The 15,359-nt window shown below is 38.5% G+C and carries 16 protein-coding genes; 2 read left to right on the top strand and 14 right to left on the bottom strand.

Annotated features, from left to right (window positions below):
* From HMPREF2810_RS12505 to HMPREF2810_RS12445, 13 genes are all read right to left on the bottom strand, one after another.
* Nucleotides 1–1,180 (bottom strand): adhesive domain-containing protein (locus tag HMPREF2810_RS12505; protein ID WP_002417267.1); only part of this gene is annotated, 1,180 nt, incomplete at its 3' end.
* Between the two features lie 741 nt (nucleotides 1,181–1,921).
* Complete coding sequence (gene citG / locus HMPREF2810_RS12500; protein ID WP_002383530.1) at nucleotides 1,922–2,791, bottom strand: triphosphoribosyl-dephospho-CoA synthase CitG; 870 nt, start codon at nucleotides 2,789–2,791, stop codon at nucleotides 1,922–1,924.
* Between the two features lie 6 nt (nucleotides 2,792–2,797).
* On the bottom strand, nucleotides 2,798–3,970 hold the full coding sequence (locus HMPREF2810_RS12495) for an NAD(P)-dependent malic enzyme (RefSeq protein ID WP_010714967.1): 1,173 nt from the start codon (nucleotides 3,968–3,970) through the stop codon (nucleotides 2,798–2,800).
* A 117-nt stretch (nucleotides 3,971–4,087) separates the two neighbouring features.
* A complete protein-coding gene (locus HMPREF2810_RS12490; RefSeq protein WP_002355994.1) occupies nucleotides 4,088–5,485 on the bottom strand; it encodes an oxaloacetate decarboxylase subunit alpha in 1,398 nt (465 codons plus the stop codon).
* On the bottom strand, nucleotides 5,478–6,014 hold the full coding sequence (gene citX, locus HMPREF2810_RS12485) for a citrate lyase holo-[acyl-carrier protein] synthase (protein WP_002383528.1): 537 nt from the start codon (nucleotides 6,012–6,014) through the stop codon (nucleotides 5,478–5,480). The genes HMPREF2810_RS12490 and citX overlap by 8 nt, the downstream gene beginning before the upstream one ends.
* Entirely contained in the window at nucleotides 6,007–7,539 is a 1,533-nt protein-coding gene (gene citF / locus HMPREF2810_RS12480) for a citrate lyase subunit alpha (RefSeq protein ID WP_002355996.1), read from the bottom strand. The genes citX and citF overlap by 8 nt, the downstream gene beginning before the upstream one ends.
* A gap of 2 nt (nucleotides 7,540–7,541) precedes the next feature.
* Entirely contained in the window at nucleotides 7,542–8,429 is an 888-nt protein-coding gene (gene citE / locus HMPREF2810_RS12475) for a citrate (pro-3S)-lyase subunit beta (RefSeq protein ID WP_002355998.1), read from the bottom strand.
* Nucleotides 8,417–8,725, bottom strand: coding sequence for a citrate lyase acyl carrier protein (gene citD, locus HMPREF2810_RS12470; RefSeq protein WP_002355999.1), 309 nt, complete (start codon nucleotides 8,723–8,725; stop codon nucleotides 8,417–8,419). The genes citE and citD overlap by 13 nt, the downstream gene beginning before the upstream one ends.
* 5 nt (nucleotides 8,726–8,730) lie before the next feature.
* Nucleotides 8,731–9,723, bottom strand: a complete 993-nt coding sequence (citC, locus tag HMPREF2810_RS12465; RefSeq protein ID WP_002356000.1) for a [citrate (pro-3S)-lyase] ligase — start codon at nucleotides 9,721–9,723, stop codon at nucleotides 8,731–8,733.
* A gap of 32 nt (nucleotides 9,724–9,755) precedes the next feature.
* Nucleotides 9,756–9,890, bottom strand: a complete 135-nt coding sequence (locus HMPREF2810_RS16145) for an OadG-related small transporter subunit (RefSeq protein WP_002356001.1) — start codon at nucleotides 9,888–9,890, stop codon at nucleotides 9,756–9,758.
* 21 nt (nucleotides 9,891–9,911) lie between these two features.
* A complete protein-coding gene (locus HMPREF2810_RS12455; protein ID WP_002383526.1) occupies nucleotides 9,912–11,027 on the bottom strand; it encodes a sodium ion-translocating decarboxylase subunit beta in 1,116 nt (371 codons plus the stop codon).
* A gap of 29 nt (nucleotides 11,028–11,056) precedes the next feature.
* Nucleotides 11,057–11,458: an acetyl-CoA carboxylase biotin carboxyl carrier protein subunit gene (locus tag HMPREF2810_RS12450; protein WP_002363547.1), complete on the bottom strand. Its 402-nt coding sequence runs from the start codon at nucleotides 11,456–11,458 to the stop codon at nucleotides 11,057–11,059.
* Nucleotides 11,442–11,804 carry a hypothetical protein gene (locus HMPREF2810_RS12445; protein WP_002356004.1) on the bottom strand — a complete coding sequence of 121 codons (363 nt, stop codon included), beginning with the start codon at nucleotides 11,802–11,804 and terminating at the stop codon, nucleotides 11,442–11,444. The genes HMPREF2810_RS12450 and HMPREF2810_RS12445 overlap by 17 nt, the downstream gene beginning before the upstream one ends.
* A gap of 403 nt (nucleotides 11,805–12,207) precedes the next feature.
* On the opposite strand from HMPREF2810_RS12445, the gene HMPREF2810_RS12440 reads away from it, so the two are divergent.
* Nucleotides 12,208–13,605 (top strand): CitMHS family transporter, encoded by a 1,398-nt coding sequence (locus HMPREF2810_RS12440; protein WP_002356005.1) that lies wholly within the window; start codon nucleotides 12,208–12,210, stop codon nucleotides 13,603–13,605.
* A 133-nt stretch (nucleotides 13,606–13,738) separates the two neighbouring features.
* Complete coding sequence (locus tag HMPREF2810_RS12435) at nucleotides 13,739–14,434, top strand: GntR family transcriptional regulator (protein WP_002356006.1); 696 nt, start codon at nucleotides 13,739–13,741, stop codon at nucleotides 14,432–14,434.
* A 43-nt stretch (nucleotides 14,435–14,477) separates the two neighbouring features.
* Here HMPREF2810_RS12435 and HMPREF2810_RS12430 read toward each other — a convergent pair whose 3' ends face one another.
* Entirely contained in the window at nucleotides 14,478–15,200 is a 723-nt protein-coding gene (locus HMPREF2810_RS12430) for a response regulator transcription factor (protein WP_002363545.1), read from the bottom strand.
* Nucleotides 15,201–15,359: the final 159 nt, after the last annotated feature.

Raw genomic sequence — 15,359 nt, 5'->3', positions numbered from 1 at the left:
TGGCATCGGCAGTTCCTTTAACTTCGTAACCTGCTGTTGAATTACCTGTTACTCCTGTGATTGTTGGTGCGGTTACTTCACTAGTAGTGCCTGCAGCAAAATAAATGTTGGATACACCGTCTGCTGTTGCTAATAAATTAACGTCTAAAAGATCTGTTTGAACGACTGTTCCTACAAAACGAGCATCTAAATTATTGGATAAATTTTGAGGTGTTGAAACGGTAGTTGGTAAAGTAACCGTGGTTGTGCCTAGTAAAGAAGCATCCACTAACTCATTTACGCCTGAACCACCAACCGCTAATAAAGGCAAAGCACCTGAAACAGCCACGTTTACCGTGCCTTTGACAGGAAGCAAGGCTGCATTTATAGCTGCGGCGACAAGATTACTTGGGATACTGGTTCCTTTTGCCTCCAAAGCTTGAACTGCCGCATTCAAATCTTGTAAGATGTTTGAAACATTTTGGGCTAAAACTAACCCTAAACCATCACTAATCGGTGCACTAATGTATGAGCCGTCAGCTGCTAACGTTTCCGGAGCTGTAAATGAAGCAGCACCTAAGTTTTCAATGTTATTAACTAATTCCAATTGACGATTCACTTCCGTCAAATCAATATCAACACCAGTTAAATTCCCTAACGCCCCACTGGTAATTTGAGTAATGACATTGGTTAAATCATTGGCTGCATTCAAAACGGCAGTCAAAAAAGTAACTTTTGAAAGATCAATCGTGACATTGGTATTGATTGCTGCGTTGCCTGCTGCAGCTACATTTCCTCTTAACTCAGGAGGAACCACTAACACCGCTTGTTTTTGTCCACTAAACACAGCGGAAGCATCTGCTAAAGCGCCACCAGAAACCGTGAAATTAACTGGTTGATTTTGGTTTGCGGCTGTCCAACGATTACTCGTTGAAGTGCCACTGTCATTATTTGACGTAACATTTGATAATAGTTCGATATCCAAGACCGCTGCTGATGCACTGATTGTGCCAGAGGTAACAGCTATACTTACAGGGATTGCTAATGACGTAAATAATAAACCACTTGATATTGCTAAATTAAGCATCTTGCGTTTTGTCCATTTTTTATGCTGACTTTTCCGATTAAAATCCTCAACAATTTTCTTTTTCATCTGATCGTCCCTCTTTTCTTTAAAATAAACGATAAATACCAAAATCATTAGCTCCCCCTAGTTGTTCATCTCCCCCTTTAGCGATTTAAATGGATTTAACACCTGCAGTTTAGTACATTTCCTCAGCTTTTCAAAATATAATGCTGTGAATTTTTATATAAAAATTCATTTGATAACAAGCGTCCTAGATATGTTAAAAAACTCACTAATTCATTAGTGAGTTATTATACAATGAGAGGAAAATGAGGAAGTTTATACGTTTCTCCCCAATCATTAAAGATAAATAAATTATTTTATTATAACTTATCGTTTGATAAATCGATAATTAAATAACGGAAAATTTTTTTATTTTTTTGAGAAATTCCACTATTATTTTTTCTGCTTCTTTGACTGTTTTTATCAATTTTATGGCTGTAAGTCATAAAAACTTTACATCAAAAAAATGACTCTAATCTATAACAATTTTTTCTGTTTTTAAGATTTTTTTTATGAATTTTTTTATATTAAAAAAATTTCATAAAAAAAGGCGACAGCCGTTTTTGAACGAATGCCGCCTTTTAGATAAACAAAAACCTGATTCTAAAAGAATCAGGTTTAGGAAAAGCAAATCAAGATTCGCTTCAACTGTTTATCATCGTATTTGTATACTCTGATAAGAATGATTTCGTAATAAAATATACTGTGTTTCGTGGTATTTGTCAATCGCTTTCTTGAATTCTCTTGAGACCTTTCCATAAGCATATAAGGTCAAAATAACTGACCAAATCAGCGTTGTAACTATCTTTTTAATTAAGGCGTCAGCCAATTTAATTTCATTAGTTTATCTAAAAACACCACCAAAATTAAAGCATCTGCACTGCCACCAATACTCCAATTTTTTTCTTTGAATAAGTGATTCAATCTTTCTAAACAAAGGGTTCCCCGTAACGTTTGTGTCCCCCCTAAAGCAAAATATTCTTGAATTAACGGTTGATATATTTCAAAAATTTGGACATTTTGACTTCGTTTAATCAAATTCGTATCCTCAACATAGAGCGATAAATAAAGGAGCGTATCAATGAGTTTTTGTTGTTGTGTGCCTTGATGTTTTTGATAATAAGGCACTCCCTGTTTAAAGACAGCGGGATACCCTTGTTGCGCCTCTCCACGGATTCCAGTCAAGCCATACTGAACAAATAATCGTTCACCCCAAGTTAGTTTTTCTAGCTCATTCGTAGCGAGGTTTTCAAAGTCGGCCAGTAAGTCTTGCGTCATTGTTTGAAGCGTTTGTTGAAACAATTGTAAGGTGCAAGGGGTCTCCCAAATCATTAGACGACCACAGATAGCTAAAAAAATACCTAGAGAAAAAATCGCTCCTTTATGTGTGTTGATCCCTTCTGTTGCCTCAAACATCGCTCGTTCTGCTTCTAAACCAACTTGTCGAATCGCGCGAAATGTTGCCTCAATCGGCAAATGACGTAGCTCTGTCCCAGCTTGAACGAAGGTTTCAAAATAAGGAGTCAAAACCACACTACTTTCTAAAAAAGTGAAAACATCCATATCTTGATGGGCGCCTGCATCGACTGGATCCACCAAGCCTGGTTTATTTAAACAGGTCACTTCATAGAGTAGTGCCAATTGTGCTTGCTGCGCTAATTTACTCCTTGCTTGCTTTGTCATTGCCTTTTACGTCCCTTCTTCTGCCATGGTCTTTTCTTGTTTTATATAGTCTAGTACAGCATTAAAAACCGTGTCAACTACGCCGCCATCAAATACATTAGGTATGAATTTTTCTGCTGTGGGTTCTGAAATCATAGCGGCCAAGCTTCGTGCTACTGTCATTTGCAAACCGACATCAACTTTTCTGCCTTTCGCTGCCAATAACCCTTTAAAAAGACCTGGAAAAGCTAAAATGTTGTTCACCTGATTCGGATATTTGGAAGAACCAGTTGCTAATAAACGGACGCCATTAGCTTGGGCGAGGGCTGGTTCAATTTCTGGTTTAGGATTTGCTAAAGCAAAGATAATTGGGTCTTGGTTCATTGATTTAATCAGAGCTGGCGTTAGCACATCCGCTTCTGATAAGCCTAAAAAAACATCCTGATTGACGACAGCGGTGGCTAAATCTTTGTTTTCTACTGATGGTTTTATTACCTGTCGAAGCAAAGCACGTTGGTAAGGATTCAATGTCGGGTCTTCTTCTCTTAAAACACCTTGGCGATCTACTAAGGTGAGATGCGTAATCCCCGCTTGAATACATAACTTAGCGGTCGCTACACCAGAAGCACCAACTCCGTTAATCACCACACGTAATTCATTTAAAGGTTTTCCTTTAATTTTAGCTGCGTTGATTAGTCCAGCTAAAACGACAATGGCTGTGCCTTCTTGGTCATCATGATACACAGGAATGTTCAAACGTTGTTGAAGTTTTTCTTCAATTTCAAAACATTTTGGTGCAGAAATATCTTCTAGATGGATTCCTGCAAAACTATTTTGTAAATTTTCAATTGTTTGAACCATCTCGTCCACTGATTTTTGTTCCAGTGCTAAAGGAATAGCATCGACCCCCGCCAAATTTTTATAAAGTAAAGCTTTGCCTTCAACAATTGGCAAGCCCGCTTGCGTGCCCATATTGCCGAGACCCAGAACAGCTGACCCATCTGTAATAACTGCAATTAACTTACCACTAATGGTCCACTCGCGCGCTAATTCATGATTTTGGGCAATCATTAAACTCAATTCTGCGACACCAGGTGTATACATTTTGGCTAAATCATGATGGTTTAATACCGCTTCTGTTGCTTCAAGACTTAGCACACCAATATTTTTTTGATGAATTGCTAGAACTTCTTCTAACACATTGTCACTTCCTTTCACGGGCTGCCTTTTTTCTATTTGATGAAGCAAGGGTTTGAACAACCGTTATCGTCGCTCAAACCCTTGCTTCTTTATACATTTGCGGAGCACTTGCTCGTTCTATTCTGGCAAGTCAAGTTTGACTGTCACTTTCTGTAACGGTACATCGTAAAAAGGATCTTCACGACGGCCTAAAAAGTCTTTTCCTTGTTGTGGGAACATCGCATATAATAGGACATCCTCTTCAGATTTTGCGTATTGTTGGATTTCCTTTTCTAAACTATGCAACTCTGGTTTCAATAAATCCGCCGGTCGACAAGTGATTACCTCTTCATCCCCGATGATTTTTTGTTTAATCTCTTCTGCGATAGGTGCTGGTGATTTGCCGTATTCTCCGCGCACATAATCTTTGATTTCATTCGGTATTAAGGAATATCTTTCCCCAGAAATCACATTCATTAAGGCTTGTGTTCCAACCATTTGTGAAAGCGGCGTAACTAGTGGTGGATACCCTAAATCTGCTCTTACTTTAGGTACTTCAGCTAAAACTTCTTCATATTTGTCTTGTAAGCCTTGCTCCGTTAATTGACTTAATAAGTTTGATAACATACCACCAGGTACTTGATAAATCAAGGTTTTCGGTTCCGTATCTTTAACTTTAGGGTTTAAAATGCCTTCACTTCTAAAGCGATCACGAATCGGATTGAAATAGTCAGCAATCTCTGTTACTTTTTCCATATTTAAACCTGTTTCAAAGCCTAAATCTTCTAACGCAATGGCTACAGATTCTGTGGCTGGTTGACTCGTACCGCCAGCGAAAGAAGAAATAGCTGTATCGATGATATCCGCACCTGCTTCAGCAACTTTTAAATAGGTCATCTCAGAAATACCACTAGTCGCATGCGTATGCACCTCTAAAGGTAAATCAATGGCATCTTTCATTTTGCTCACTAATTCAAAACCAGTTTGTGGCGTCAAAACGCCTGCCATGTCCTTAATACAAATGGAATCCGCTCCTGTTTGACTTAATTCTTTGGCTAATTTTACAAAGTAATCGATGGTATGAATTTCACTCGTGGTATAAGAGATCGCTGCTTGACAGTGTCCGCCAGCTTCTTTTGTTGTTTGAATTGCTGTTTGTAAATTACGGACATCATTCAAGGCATCGAAAATACGAATAATATCAATCCCATTTTCAACTGATTTTTCGACAAAGGCTCGCACCACATCATCAGCGTAATGACGATATCCTAGTAAATTTTGTCCTCGTAATAACATTTGAAGTTTGGTATTTTTAACTTCTTTGCGAATTTGGCGAAGACGTTCCCAAGGATCCTCGTTTAAATAGCGGACACAGGAATCAAACGTTGCCCCGCCCCACATTTCTAATGCATGAAATCCTGCCTCGTCCATTGTTTTAATAATCGGCAGCATATCTGAGGTTGGCATCCGTGTTGCAATTAAACTTTGTTGTCCATCCCGTAGCACCGTTTCTGTAAAACGAATTTTTTTACTCACTTGGCTGCTCCTTTCGTGTCAAAATTATTTCTGTTATTTTTTCTTGCATTGCTTCAAGACTGTGACGTCGATTTCGTCCACAGACTTTCGCCTCTTCTTGGCAAACAAAACAGCGCCGTGGTGGCAAGCCTAAATCTCCTCGATGAAGGCTTTTTAGTTCCTCATTTCCCCATAAAACATCTAGGTCCACTAAACGACCATATGGATGTGTTTCTTCAATTTTGACCATTCTTTGTTTTAACTCTTGCGGGGCTAACGAAACCGCCAAATAATATTCAGGCCCTGTTTTTTCATTCCGGTAAAAATTAACAATCGGTACTTGATCCAGCAATTGTTGCTCGACTTCGTCAATTACTTCTAAAAAAACAGCCGTTAAGGTGGGCGAATTTTTTACTTCTCCAGGAATATTCATTGTGGCAGATAAGAGACTAGCTTCTGGTGCTGTTTCTAACAACTCCTTCTGTGTAGCAGCTCTTTGTTCGCGAGCATCCAACATCTCTAAAAGTGTTACTTTTTCCCCATTAAACATTGCGTACCACATCAATTAGACTACCATCTCGGTATTCAATTAACGCAACGACTTTGTCTCCATATTTAATTGGTTCCGGGGTGCCAACAATGTTGTAGGCTTTGTCTTTCAACTCTTCTAACGTAAACTGAGGAACATCTAAAGTTTTAAAACAATCAATTAAGTCTGTTCTTTTTGGATTGATTGCAATGCCGACTTCTGTTACTACGACATCGACACTCGTACCTGGTGTAACGACTGTATTTACTTGCTCAACAATTGTTGGAATCCGTCCACGAACAAGTGGTGCAATCACTAGACTCATTTTACAAGCCATACTTGTATCGGAATGTCCGCCAGAAGCACCACGGATAACACCATCTGAACCAGTAATGACATTTACATTAAAATCTGTGTCCACTTCTAAAGCAGATAAAATAGCTGTGTCTAATTGATTAATAACCGCCCCTTTGCTAAGCGGTGAAGCATACATATTGGCATCAATTTCATAATGATTGGCATTTTCCCCTAAAGAAATAGCTGATGGATGATCAAAGTCTTGGACGTCAATAATTTTTTCTACTAAGCCTTCTTCCAAAAGTTCCACCATTGCATTCGTAATTCCGCCTAATGCGAAACTTGCTTTAATACCATCTTTAAGCATTTGTTCTCTCATGAACCGCGTAACTGCTAGTGAAGAGCCACCTGTTCCTGTTTGGAATGAGAAGCCTTCTTTGTAGTAAGGAGAATGTGTAATTATTTTTGCGGCATATTCAGCAATCAATAATTCTTTGGGATTCTTTGTAAAACGTGTCGCGCCTTTGGCAATTCCATCTGGATCACCAATTGCATCAATTTCTACTACATAATCAACATCTGTTTGTGGAATACTAATAGGGGTATTAGGATATGGTACTAATGTGTCAGTAATGATGACCACTTGATCCGCATATTTTGCATCGACCATCGCATATCCAAGAGAACCACAGGTGGCTTTTCCTTTGGTTCCATTCGCATTTCCATAAGCGTCTGAACTTGGTGCACCTAAGAAAGCTACATCAATATGGATATCGCCTGCTGCTACTGCCCGTGCCCGGCCACCATGTGAACGAATCACCACAGGATTTTCCATGATACCTGCTGAAATAGCGGCGCCTACTTTATCTCTCAAACCAGAAGAAGTAATGTTGGTGACTACTCCATTTTTAATGTGTTCGATCAGAGGTTCATGAACATTTGCAATTGAACTAGGTGCAATCGAAATGTTTTTCAGCCCCATGGCGGCAATCTCGGCTAAAACTAAATTCATCACATAGTCTCCTTCACGGAAATGGTGATGGAAAGAGATGGTCATGCCATCTTTCAACCCTGTTTTTTCAATTGCTTCACGAATACTTCCTAAAAGTTTTGTCTCCCGAGGTTTCACTGGTTTAATTGCTCGGCTCGCTTCTTGATAAGCATCAATGTGTGCTAATTCTCCTTCATAAATGCCGTATTGCTCTGCATAAGATTGAGGAATGTCTTTGCCTACTTTATTTACTACCATGTCTATATTTCCTCCTCGGTAATTAATTTAGCCGCCAATGCTAACGCAATGACCCGTTCAGCTCGTTCAACAATTGGTTTATCAACCATTTTTCCATTTACGGAGATAACACCGGAACCTTTAGCTTCGGCTTCCCGAATGCCCCAGATTACTTCCTTAGCATTCTGGATTTCTTTTTCTGTCGGCGCATAAATAGTATTAACCAATGGGATTTGACGAGGGTTAATCACCGATTTCCCATCGAAACCTAGCTGTTTAATCAAACGAACTTCGGCTTCAAAGCCTTCCGTATTGTCTACATCTGAATAGACCGTATCAATAGCTGCAATCCCAGCTGCTCGAGCGGCATGTAAAATCATGCTACGAGCAAAGAATAGTTCTTGGCCATCTGGATGGCGGCGTGTTTTCATATTGGTAACATAGTCTTCGGCGCCTAACGCGATGCCAATCAATCGAGTTGAACTTTTGGCAATCGCGGGCGCATTTAGAACACCTTCGGCCGATTCGATAGCAGCCATCATTTTCGTTGTTCCTACGGGAATGTCATTTTGCTGTTCTACTTCTGTAATGACTGCCTCGACATCAATGATATCTTGGGCTGTTTCTGTTTTTGGTAAACGAATCACATCGACACCAGCTAAGACCATTGCTTCAATATCTTCTGCGCCACCGGCATCTAAAGCATTGATCCGAACAACAATTTCAATATTGCCATAATCGAAAGTTTTCAAAGCAGAATGGACTAAAACACGGGCAGAGTCTTTTTCTTTTAATGAAACTGCATCTTCTAAATCAAACATGATTGAATCTGCCCCATACAATGGTGCATCTCTTAGCATTGCTGCGTTCGCTCCAGGGACAAACATCATTGTTCTTCTTAAACGTTCCATGAGTCCAACTCCTTCCAATCATACGTTTCTTTTTCAGCGCCTCGATGTAAAACTGTAATCATCCGAGCTTTGATCGTACAATCTAATGCCCCTTTATCAATCGCCTTGACCGCAACGCCTTGGACATCTAAATGTTCCAAAGTTGTCGTAATCACCTGACGAATTTGATTGCCAAATTGTTTTTCGACACTACTTTCTAATTCAATGGTATTTTCTGTTGATTCAATGGGTTGGACGGTAATCATAATATCACTTGATTCTACTGTTCCTGCAGTAGCATTTTTGATAATCTTCACTTTCTTCACCTCATTAGTTTCTTGTGTTCTACTAAGTATTGATAACTTGTTGCTGGTAAAAACTTCTTGAGTGTCTCTTTGTCGCCTTCAGCCATCGCTTTGCGAACTTTCGTCGCACTAATCAGCTCTCCATCACTCGCTAATCGCGGGACAATGGTTAGCGTTATCGTTTGTCCGAAAACTTGTTGCATTGCTTGATTGTAGACAGCGGTCACTTCTGAATAAGGCTCTTCTCCCACATAACGTTGTTGAATTTCAAGTATTGGCGCAATTCTTTCTTTAAATAACGTTGCATCAAGCGTTGCTTGAATTGCAGCTACCTCTAATGGCGCTTTTTCTTTCAAAAAATAGGTAGGAAAAGTCGCAGACGAAACTAAGTAATCTTCTGTAGATAGGACTGTCACATTGGGTAAATGGGCTACCCCTTTTTGCACCATTGCGAAACGTGCTTCTTTTGAAAACAACGATTTATCTTCAGATAAAACAAACACATAAACGTGCGGACTTTCTTTGGCTGCTTTTTCGACTAAGTACTGATGGCCTTTCGTAAAAGGATTTGCATTCATGACAATGCTACTGGCTGGCCCTGCTTTTTTATGCTGTGTCAGGTAACCAAGATAATCGGCAAAATCTGGTTTGCCTTGCTCCATAAATAGCACCTCTTGATTCGCAACCACTTTTTGAAAGCCTAGCGACTGAAAAATTTGTTCATTTTTTGGTTTTGTATACAAAAAACTGTGTAATTGGTTTTCTTCTCTCAGTTTTTCAAGTAGATGAACCACCAATTGGGTTAACAAATTTTCAGATTGATATTTTTTACAAACGGCCACGCACTTAATCGTTTTGCCTGAAAGCGAGCCAGAGGCGATTAATGCTGTGTCATCATATATGCCAACGGTGTAATCAAGTGCTTCTGTCGTTTGCAATTCGGCTTTTTCCATTAATTCGCGCCAAGCTTGATAAGCTTTTTTATCTTTTTGCAACCAGATTCTTTTCATTGTATATACGCTGCTCACAGCAATAACCTCCTTTATTTTTTAATTGGAAATAATTTTGTTAGTAATTTAGACGCTAGATAAATGATAAATAAAACAACGAAAACGCCGCCCCAACCAAAACCTAACAGTTCAAAAGCAATTTTTAAATCTTCCATGTTAACAGACATGTATTCGTTCTCCTTTCCGTCCTATGTTAAAAAGGCTAATAGTAAGCCACCAGCAATTACAGAAGCGATTTGTCCTGAAACGTTGGCACCAGCAGCATGCATTAAAATAAAGTTTTGTGGGTCTTCATCTGTAGCCATTTTTTGAATGACCCGACTAGACATTGGGAAAGCGGAAATACCCGCAGCACCAATCATTGGATTGATTTTTTCTTTTCTAAATAAATTCAAGAATTTAGCAAAAAGCACGCCGCCGACTGAGTCCATAATAAAAGCGACTAACCCTAAGCCAATAACCATCAACGTATCGACTTTTAAGAACTCTGCATAGTTCATGCTAACGGAAATAGATAGTCCTAGCAAGATACTAATAATATTCACCAATTCATTTTGAGCTGTAATGGATAAACGATCCAAAACGCCACATTCTCTTAATAAGTTCCCAAACATTAAGAAACCAACTAATGGTAATGACACCGGCGCAATTAACCCTGCGACAATCGTAATAACAACCGGGAAAAGAATTTTCGCTGTTTGAGAAACTTCACCGGCCCGATAAGTCATACGGATCCGACGTTCGGCTTTCGTCGTCACTGCTTTAATCGCTACTGGTTGAATAATCGGAACTAACGCCATGTAGGAGTAAGCGGCAACCATTATGGCCCCCATGTATTTTGAATGTAAGGTATTTGCTACGAAAATAGACGTTGGGCCATCAGCGGCACCAATAATCCCGATCGAAGCAGCATCGTTTAAATCAAAACCTAATAAAACAGCCATAATAACTGTAAAGAAAATCCCAAACTGTGCAGCGGCACCAAACATCAACATAAACGGATTTTGTAACAATGGACCGAAATCAATCATTGCCCCAATCCCAATAAATAATAATAACGGGAATAACTCTGTTTTTATTCCAAAATCAAAAAGAACATTAAACGGACCTGGCTCGCCGCCAGCGCTCAATACGCCGGAATTAGGAAAGTTCACTAAAATCGTTCCTAAACCCATCGGTACTAAAAGTGTTGGTTCATACTCTTTTTTTATTCCTAAATACATTAATAGTCCACCAATCAGCATCATCACAATGCGTCCTGGTTCTTGGCCCATTCCTATAACACCTTGAATCAGTGTCTCCACACAAATCACTTCCTCTTCTTAAATTAATTCTAGTTAATTGTTATTAATGGTTCCCCTGGGTTCACAATTTGGCCTTGGGTAACATGAATTCCTGTTACCGTACCTGCTTTTCCTGCAACGATTTCATTTTCCATCTTCATTGCTTCTAAAATTAACAATGGTTGGTTCTCGGACACCGTATCACCAACATTGACTAATACTTTTAACACAGTTCCTGGCATTGGCGCAGGCATTGCATCTGCTCCTGCTGGGGCGGCTGGCTGTGCTGCTGGCGCTGGGGCTTCTTCAACAGCAGGGGCTGGTGTTTCTGTCGTAGCAACTGGCGCTGTTGGTTGTGGCGCAACAGGTGCTGGTTGTGGGACGCCACCGATTTCTTCCATCTCGACTAAATATTCTTTCCCATCAATTGAAATTTTAAATTTGCGTAACATAATGATCCTCCTCAAGGTTTTGTTTTGAAATTCTTTTGACAACTAGCTGAGACTCTTCTGAAAGCTCTGCAGCTATACTGGCTGCAATAATGGCAACTTCTTTTGCTTCTGGATTTCGTTTTGCGATTTTTTTGATAACAAAACGACTTTCTGGAAACTCTCCTGCTGCGATGGCAGTGGCCACAATACTTACCAATTGATATTCTTTTGGCTCAGCAGGAATATATGCTGGTATATCTATCCATCGCTTTTCCAAGTTATCCGCTTCACGTTGGATAACGCTTTCATTAATCTCGGTATCCTGCGTGTGTTGCTCTTTCTTGAATAAGGACTTAAATAGGCCCATATTGTCTCTCCTTTCACTAATTCTTGGTATACGTTCATTATAGAAAAAACCATTAAAAAACCTAGTGAAAACACTAGCTCAGATTGTTCTTTTATTGTTTATTTTGTGAAAAAAACTCTGTAAACATTGGTATATAAGCATTTATCAACCGTTAAGATTCTATTAATATTATATTAAGTTATTAATAAGAATTTGATTGTTGAATTGTTTTTTTGATGTTCTTTTTGTTTTAGGCTATTTATTCTCTGCGAAAGTTTGTATATTCTCACACTATAGACAAACACAAAAAATATTTTTTGTTGTAAACCAGAATACTGTGAAACATTTCTCATGGCTATTCTTTTTTATTAACACCGGTTGTTAACGCTTACAAAAAAGTTCTAAAAAAGAAAGGAAGAAAAACATGTTACTCACTATTTTAGCTTATGGTATGATTATCATCTTTATGTATGTAATCATGAAAAAGAAATTGTCACCGTTTACATCTTTAGTAATTATTCCTCTTATTTTTACTTTGATTGCAATTGCAACTGGAGTAGCGAGTCCGCCACCTGGTGCTGACGGTGTTGTCCCTGAAGTCAACATTGGGAATTTCGTCTTAGATGGGATTTCAACTACTTCAAAAACTGGTATTATGTTATTATTTGCCATTCTTTACTTCTCTATTATGTTGGATGCTGGTTTGTTTGACCCAATCACTAAAAAAATGATTTACTTTGCTAAAGGCGATCCAATGAAAGTCTTGATGGCTACTGCGGTAGTTGCTGCTGCTGTTTCCTTAAACGGAGATGGAACAACTACGACCTTGATTTGCTGTTCTGCGTTTATTCCCATCTACAAAAAACTTAATATGAAATTGATGAATTTAGGTGTGCTTGTTATCTTACAAAACACCATTATGAACTTATTACCTTGGGGCGGTCCAACAGCTCGTGCCATGGCCGTACTAGAAGTTGATGCCGACATTCTTTCTTATTTAGCACCTGGTATGATTTTATCTGTATTGTATGTTATCTTCTTTGTTGCTTATCGCATGGGGAAAAAAGAACGTGCTCGCTTAGGCGTGACAACGCTTACTGATAAAGAATTGGAAGAAATGACTATTGTTAACGATCCTGAGTTATTAGAAATTCGTCGTCCAAAGAATTTTGCATTCAATGGTATTTTAACGATTGTCTTAATCGGTTGGTTAGTCCTAAGTTCATTCGTTGGTCAATTAGGTTTGCCTTCGTGGATTGAAATGCCACCGTTATTATTATTCCTAGTTGGTACTTGTATCGCTTTAATGATCAACTATCCAAAATTAAAAGATCAAAGCAGCCGTATCAGTGCAAATGCTGGTGATGCTGTGCAAGTAGTTATCTTAGTTTTTGCTGCTGGCGTCTTCATGGGCTTATTCCAAGGTTCTGGTATGGCCAATGCCTTAGCAAATAGCTTTGTTAATATTATTCCAAAACAATTAGCCGGCGCTTGGGGCTTAGTGATTGCGTTCATTTCAGCACCAGGAACATTCTTTATTTCAAACGATGGTTTCTATTTCGGTGTCTTACCAGTCCTAGCAGAAGCTGGACGTTCTTATGGATTTGACAATATGTCTATGGCTTTAGCTTCCTTAATGGGGCAAGCGTTCCACTTATTAAGTCCATTAGTGGCATTTATTTACTTGCTATTACGTTTAACTGGTTTAGATATGGGCCAATGGCAAAAAGAATCGGCAAAATATGCCTTAGGAATTTTCGTTATTTTCGTTGTTACAATTGTTGCTTTAGGTCACATGCCTTTATTTATTCCACAAAATTAAACGTCGTCGCTGAAACCGTAGGAGTACCTTTTCTCCTCGGTTTTCTTTTCATTTTGTCTTTTCTTGCGTTATATTTTCATTTTTAATATTATATTTATTATCTATAAAAATAACCTATAGGGAGGTGCCTCATATGAATCCAACGGTTGAAGCAGTAAAACGGAACTTAGATTTAACTAGCAGTAAACCTCTAAAAATTTGTACCTATGAAGCCTTTAAGAAAACCATTATTTTAGGGGATATTCCTGCAGGTGAACGGATTAATGAAAAAGAATTTTCCGAGCAATTAAACATTAGTCGGACGCCCATTCGCTTTGCTTTACAAGAATTGGTCAAAGAACAATTGGTGGAACATATACCTATGGTGGGTATCGTGGTTAAAGGGATTAGTATGAAAGATGCTTATGAAATTTATGATATTCGTAAATCTTTGGACACTTTAGCAACCATTAAAGCCATGGAACTCATGACACCAGAAGATTTTGATGAATTGGAAGCCTTACTTCTCGAAGGAGAACAATACAATAAAAATAACCAAGTAGATGACTTACTACAGAACTTTTCAGATTTTAATTCCTTTATTTATACTAAGAGTCAGATGCTACGTTTAAAAAAAATTGTGACTGATCTCCATGCTTACTTAATCTATTTCAGAGATATTGCGATTCGTGCCTCAGAACGTCGTAGTATTGCCCTAGAAGAACATTGGTTAATTTTCCGCGGAATGAAAACAAAGAATATTGACCAGATCACACTTTTAACCCATGAACATCTAAATCGTTCGCTTCAATTTATTTTGAAAGAAATGGAACGTCGGCAAATTGAATAAGCAAAAAAGACCCGCAGTCGCTCGTGCAACTGCGGGCCTTTTTTCATTTTTTTTGTACGCAACCATCTGGCGTAAAGGTATAACCAATGCCCCAAACGGTCCGCAGGTAACAAGGTTCTTTCGGGTTTTCTTCTAATTTACTTCGTAAACGATTAATAAAAACCATAATCGTATTCGCATCGACATCCCCAGTACCCCAAACACTGCTATAAATTTGTTCTTTAGAGAATACTTGCTCGGGATTCTCCAGAAAAAATTGAATTAATTGAACTTCTTTCGAAGACAATGAAATAGGTAAATCCTTTTTAAATAGTTGATAACGACCATAATCAAAACGGAAATCGCCTACCTGTAGCTCTTCTTTTTTATAAACATTCAATTGTTTTCGAATCATTCGAGCTCGATTCAACGAAGCAATCACCTGAGCCTTAAAAACATTCAAGGAAAAAGGTTTCGTTATATAACTATCCACGCCCATTTCCAAGGCTGCAATAATATCCTCTTCTTCTTTTTTGCTACTAAAAAAGATAATTGGCACCAGTGGATATTTCTCTCTAATCATTTGGACTAAGTAGTAACCATCGCTGTCATGTTCCAAGTTATCATCTAAAATGAACAAATCAAAGGTAACTCTGGACACGATATCTTTTGTTTTTTCAATTGATTCACTTTGGTAAATAAGAATACCTGTTGATTGTAATGCTTTCCAAATCAAGCGACGAACTGCTGCATCATCATCTACAACCAGTATTTTCTCCGTACGCATACCTGTTGTTCCCCCTACGTCTCTTTACAAAACTTTTTCATTTGAATTTACTACTGGAGTAATTACTGATTATCATAACATAAAAAAAGAAACGGAGACGGCTAAAAAATCATTTAACTGGGAAAGAGCCTGGGACAAAAATCCAAAGTGATTTTTGTC

It is taken from the genome of Enterococcus sp. HMSC078F03 (genome assembly GCF_001811595.1).
Taxonomy (GTDB): Bacteria; Bacillota; Bacilli; order Lactobacillales; family Enterococcaceae; genus Enterococcus; species Enterococcus faecalis.
Note: the sequence above shows the minus strand (reverse complement) of the source record. Positions and strands in the feature narration are given on the sequence as shown.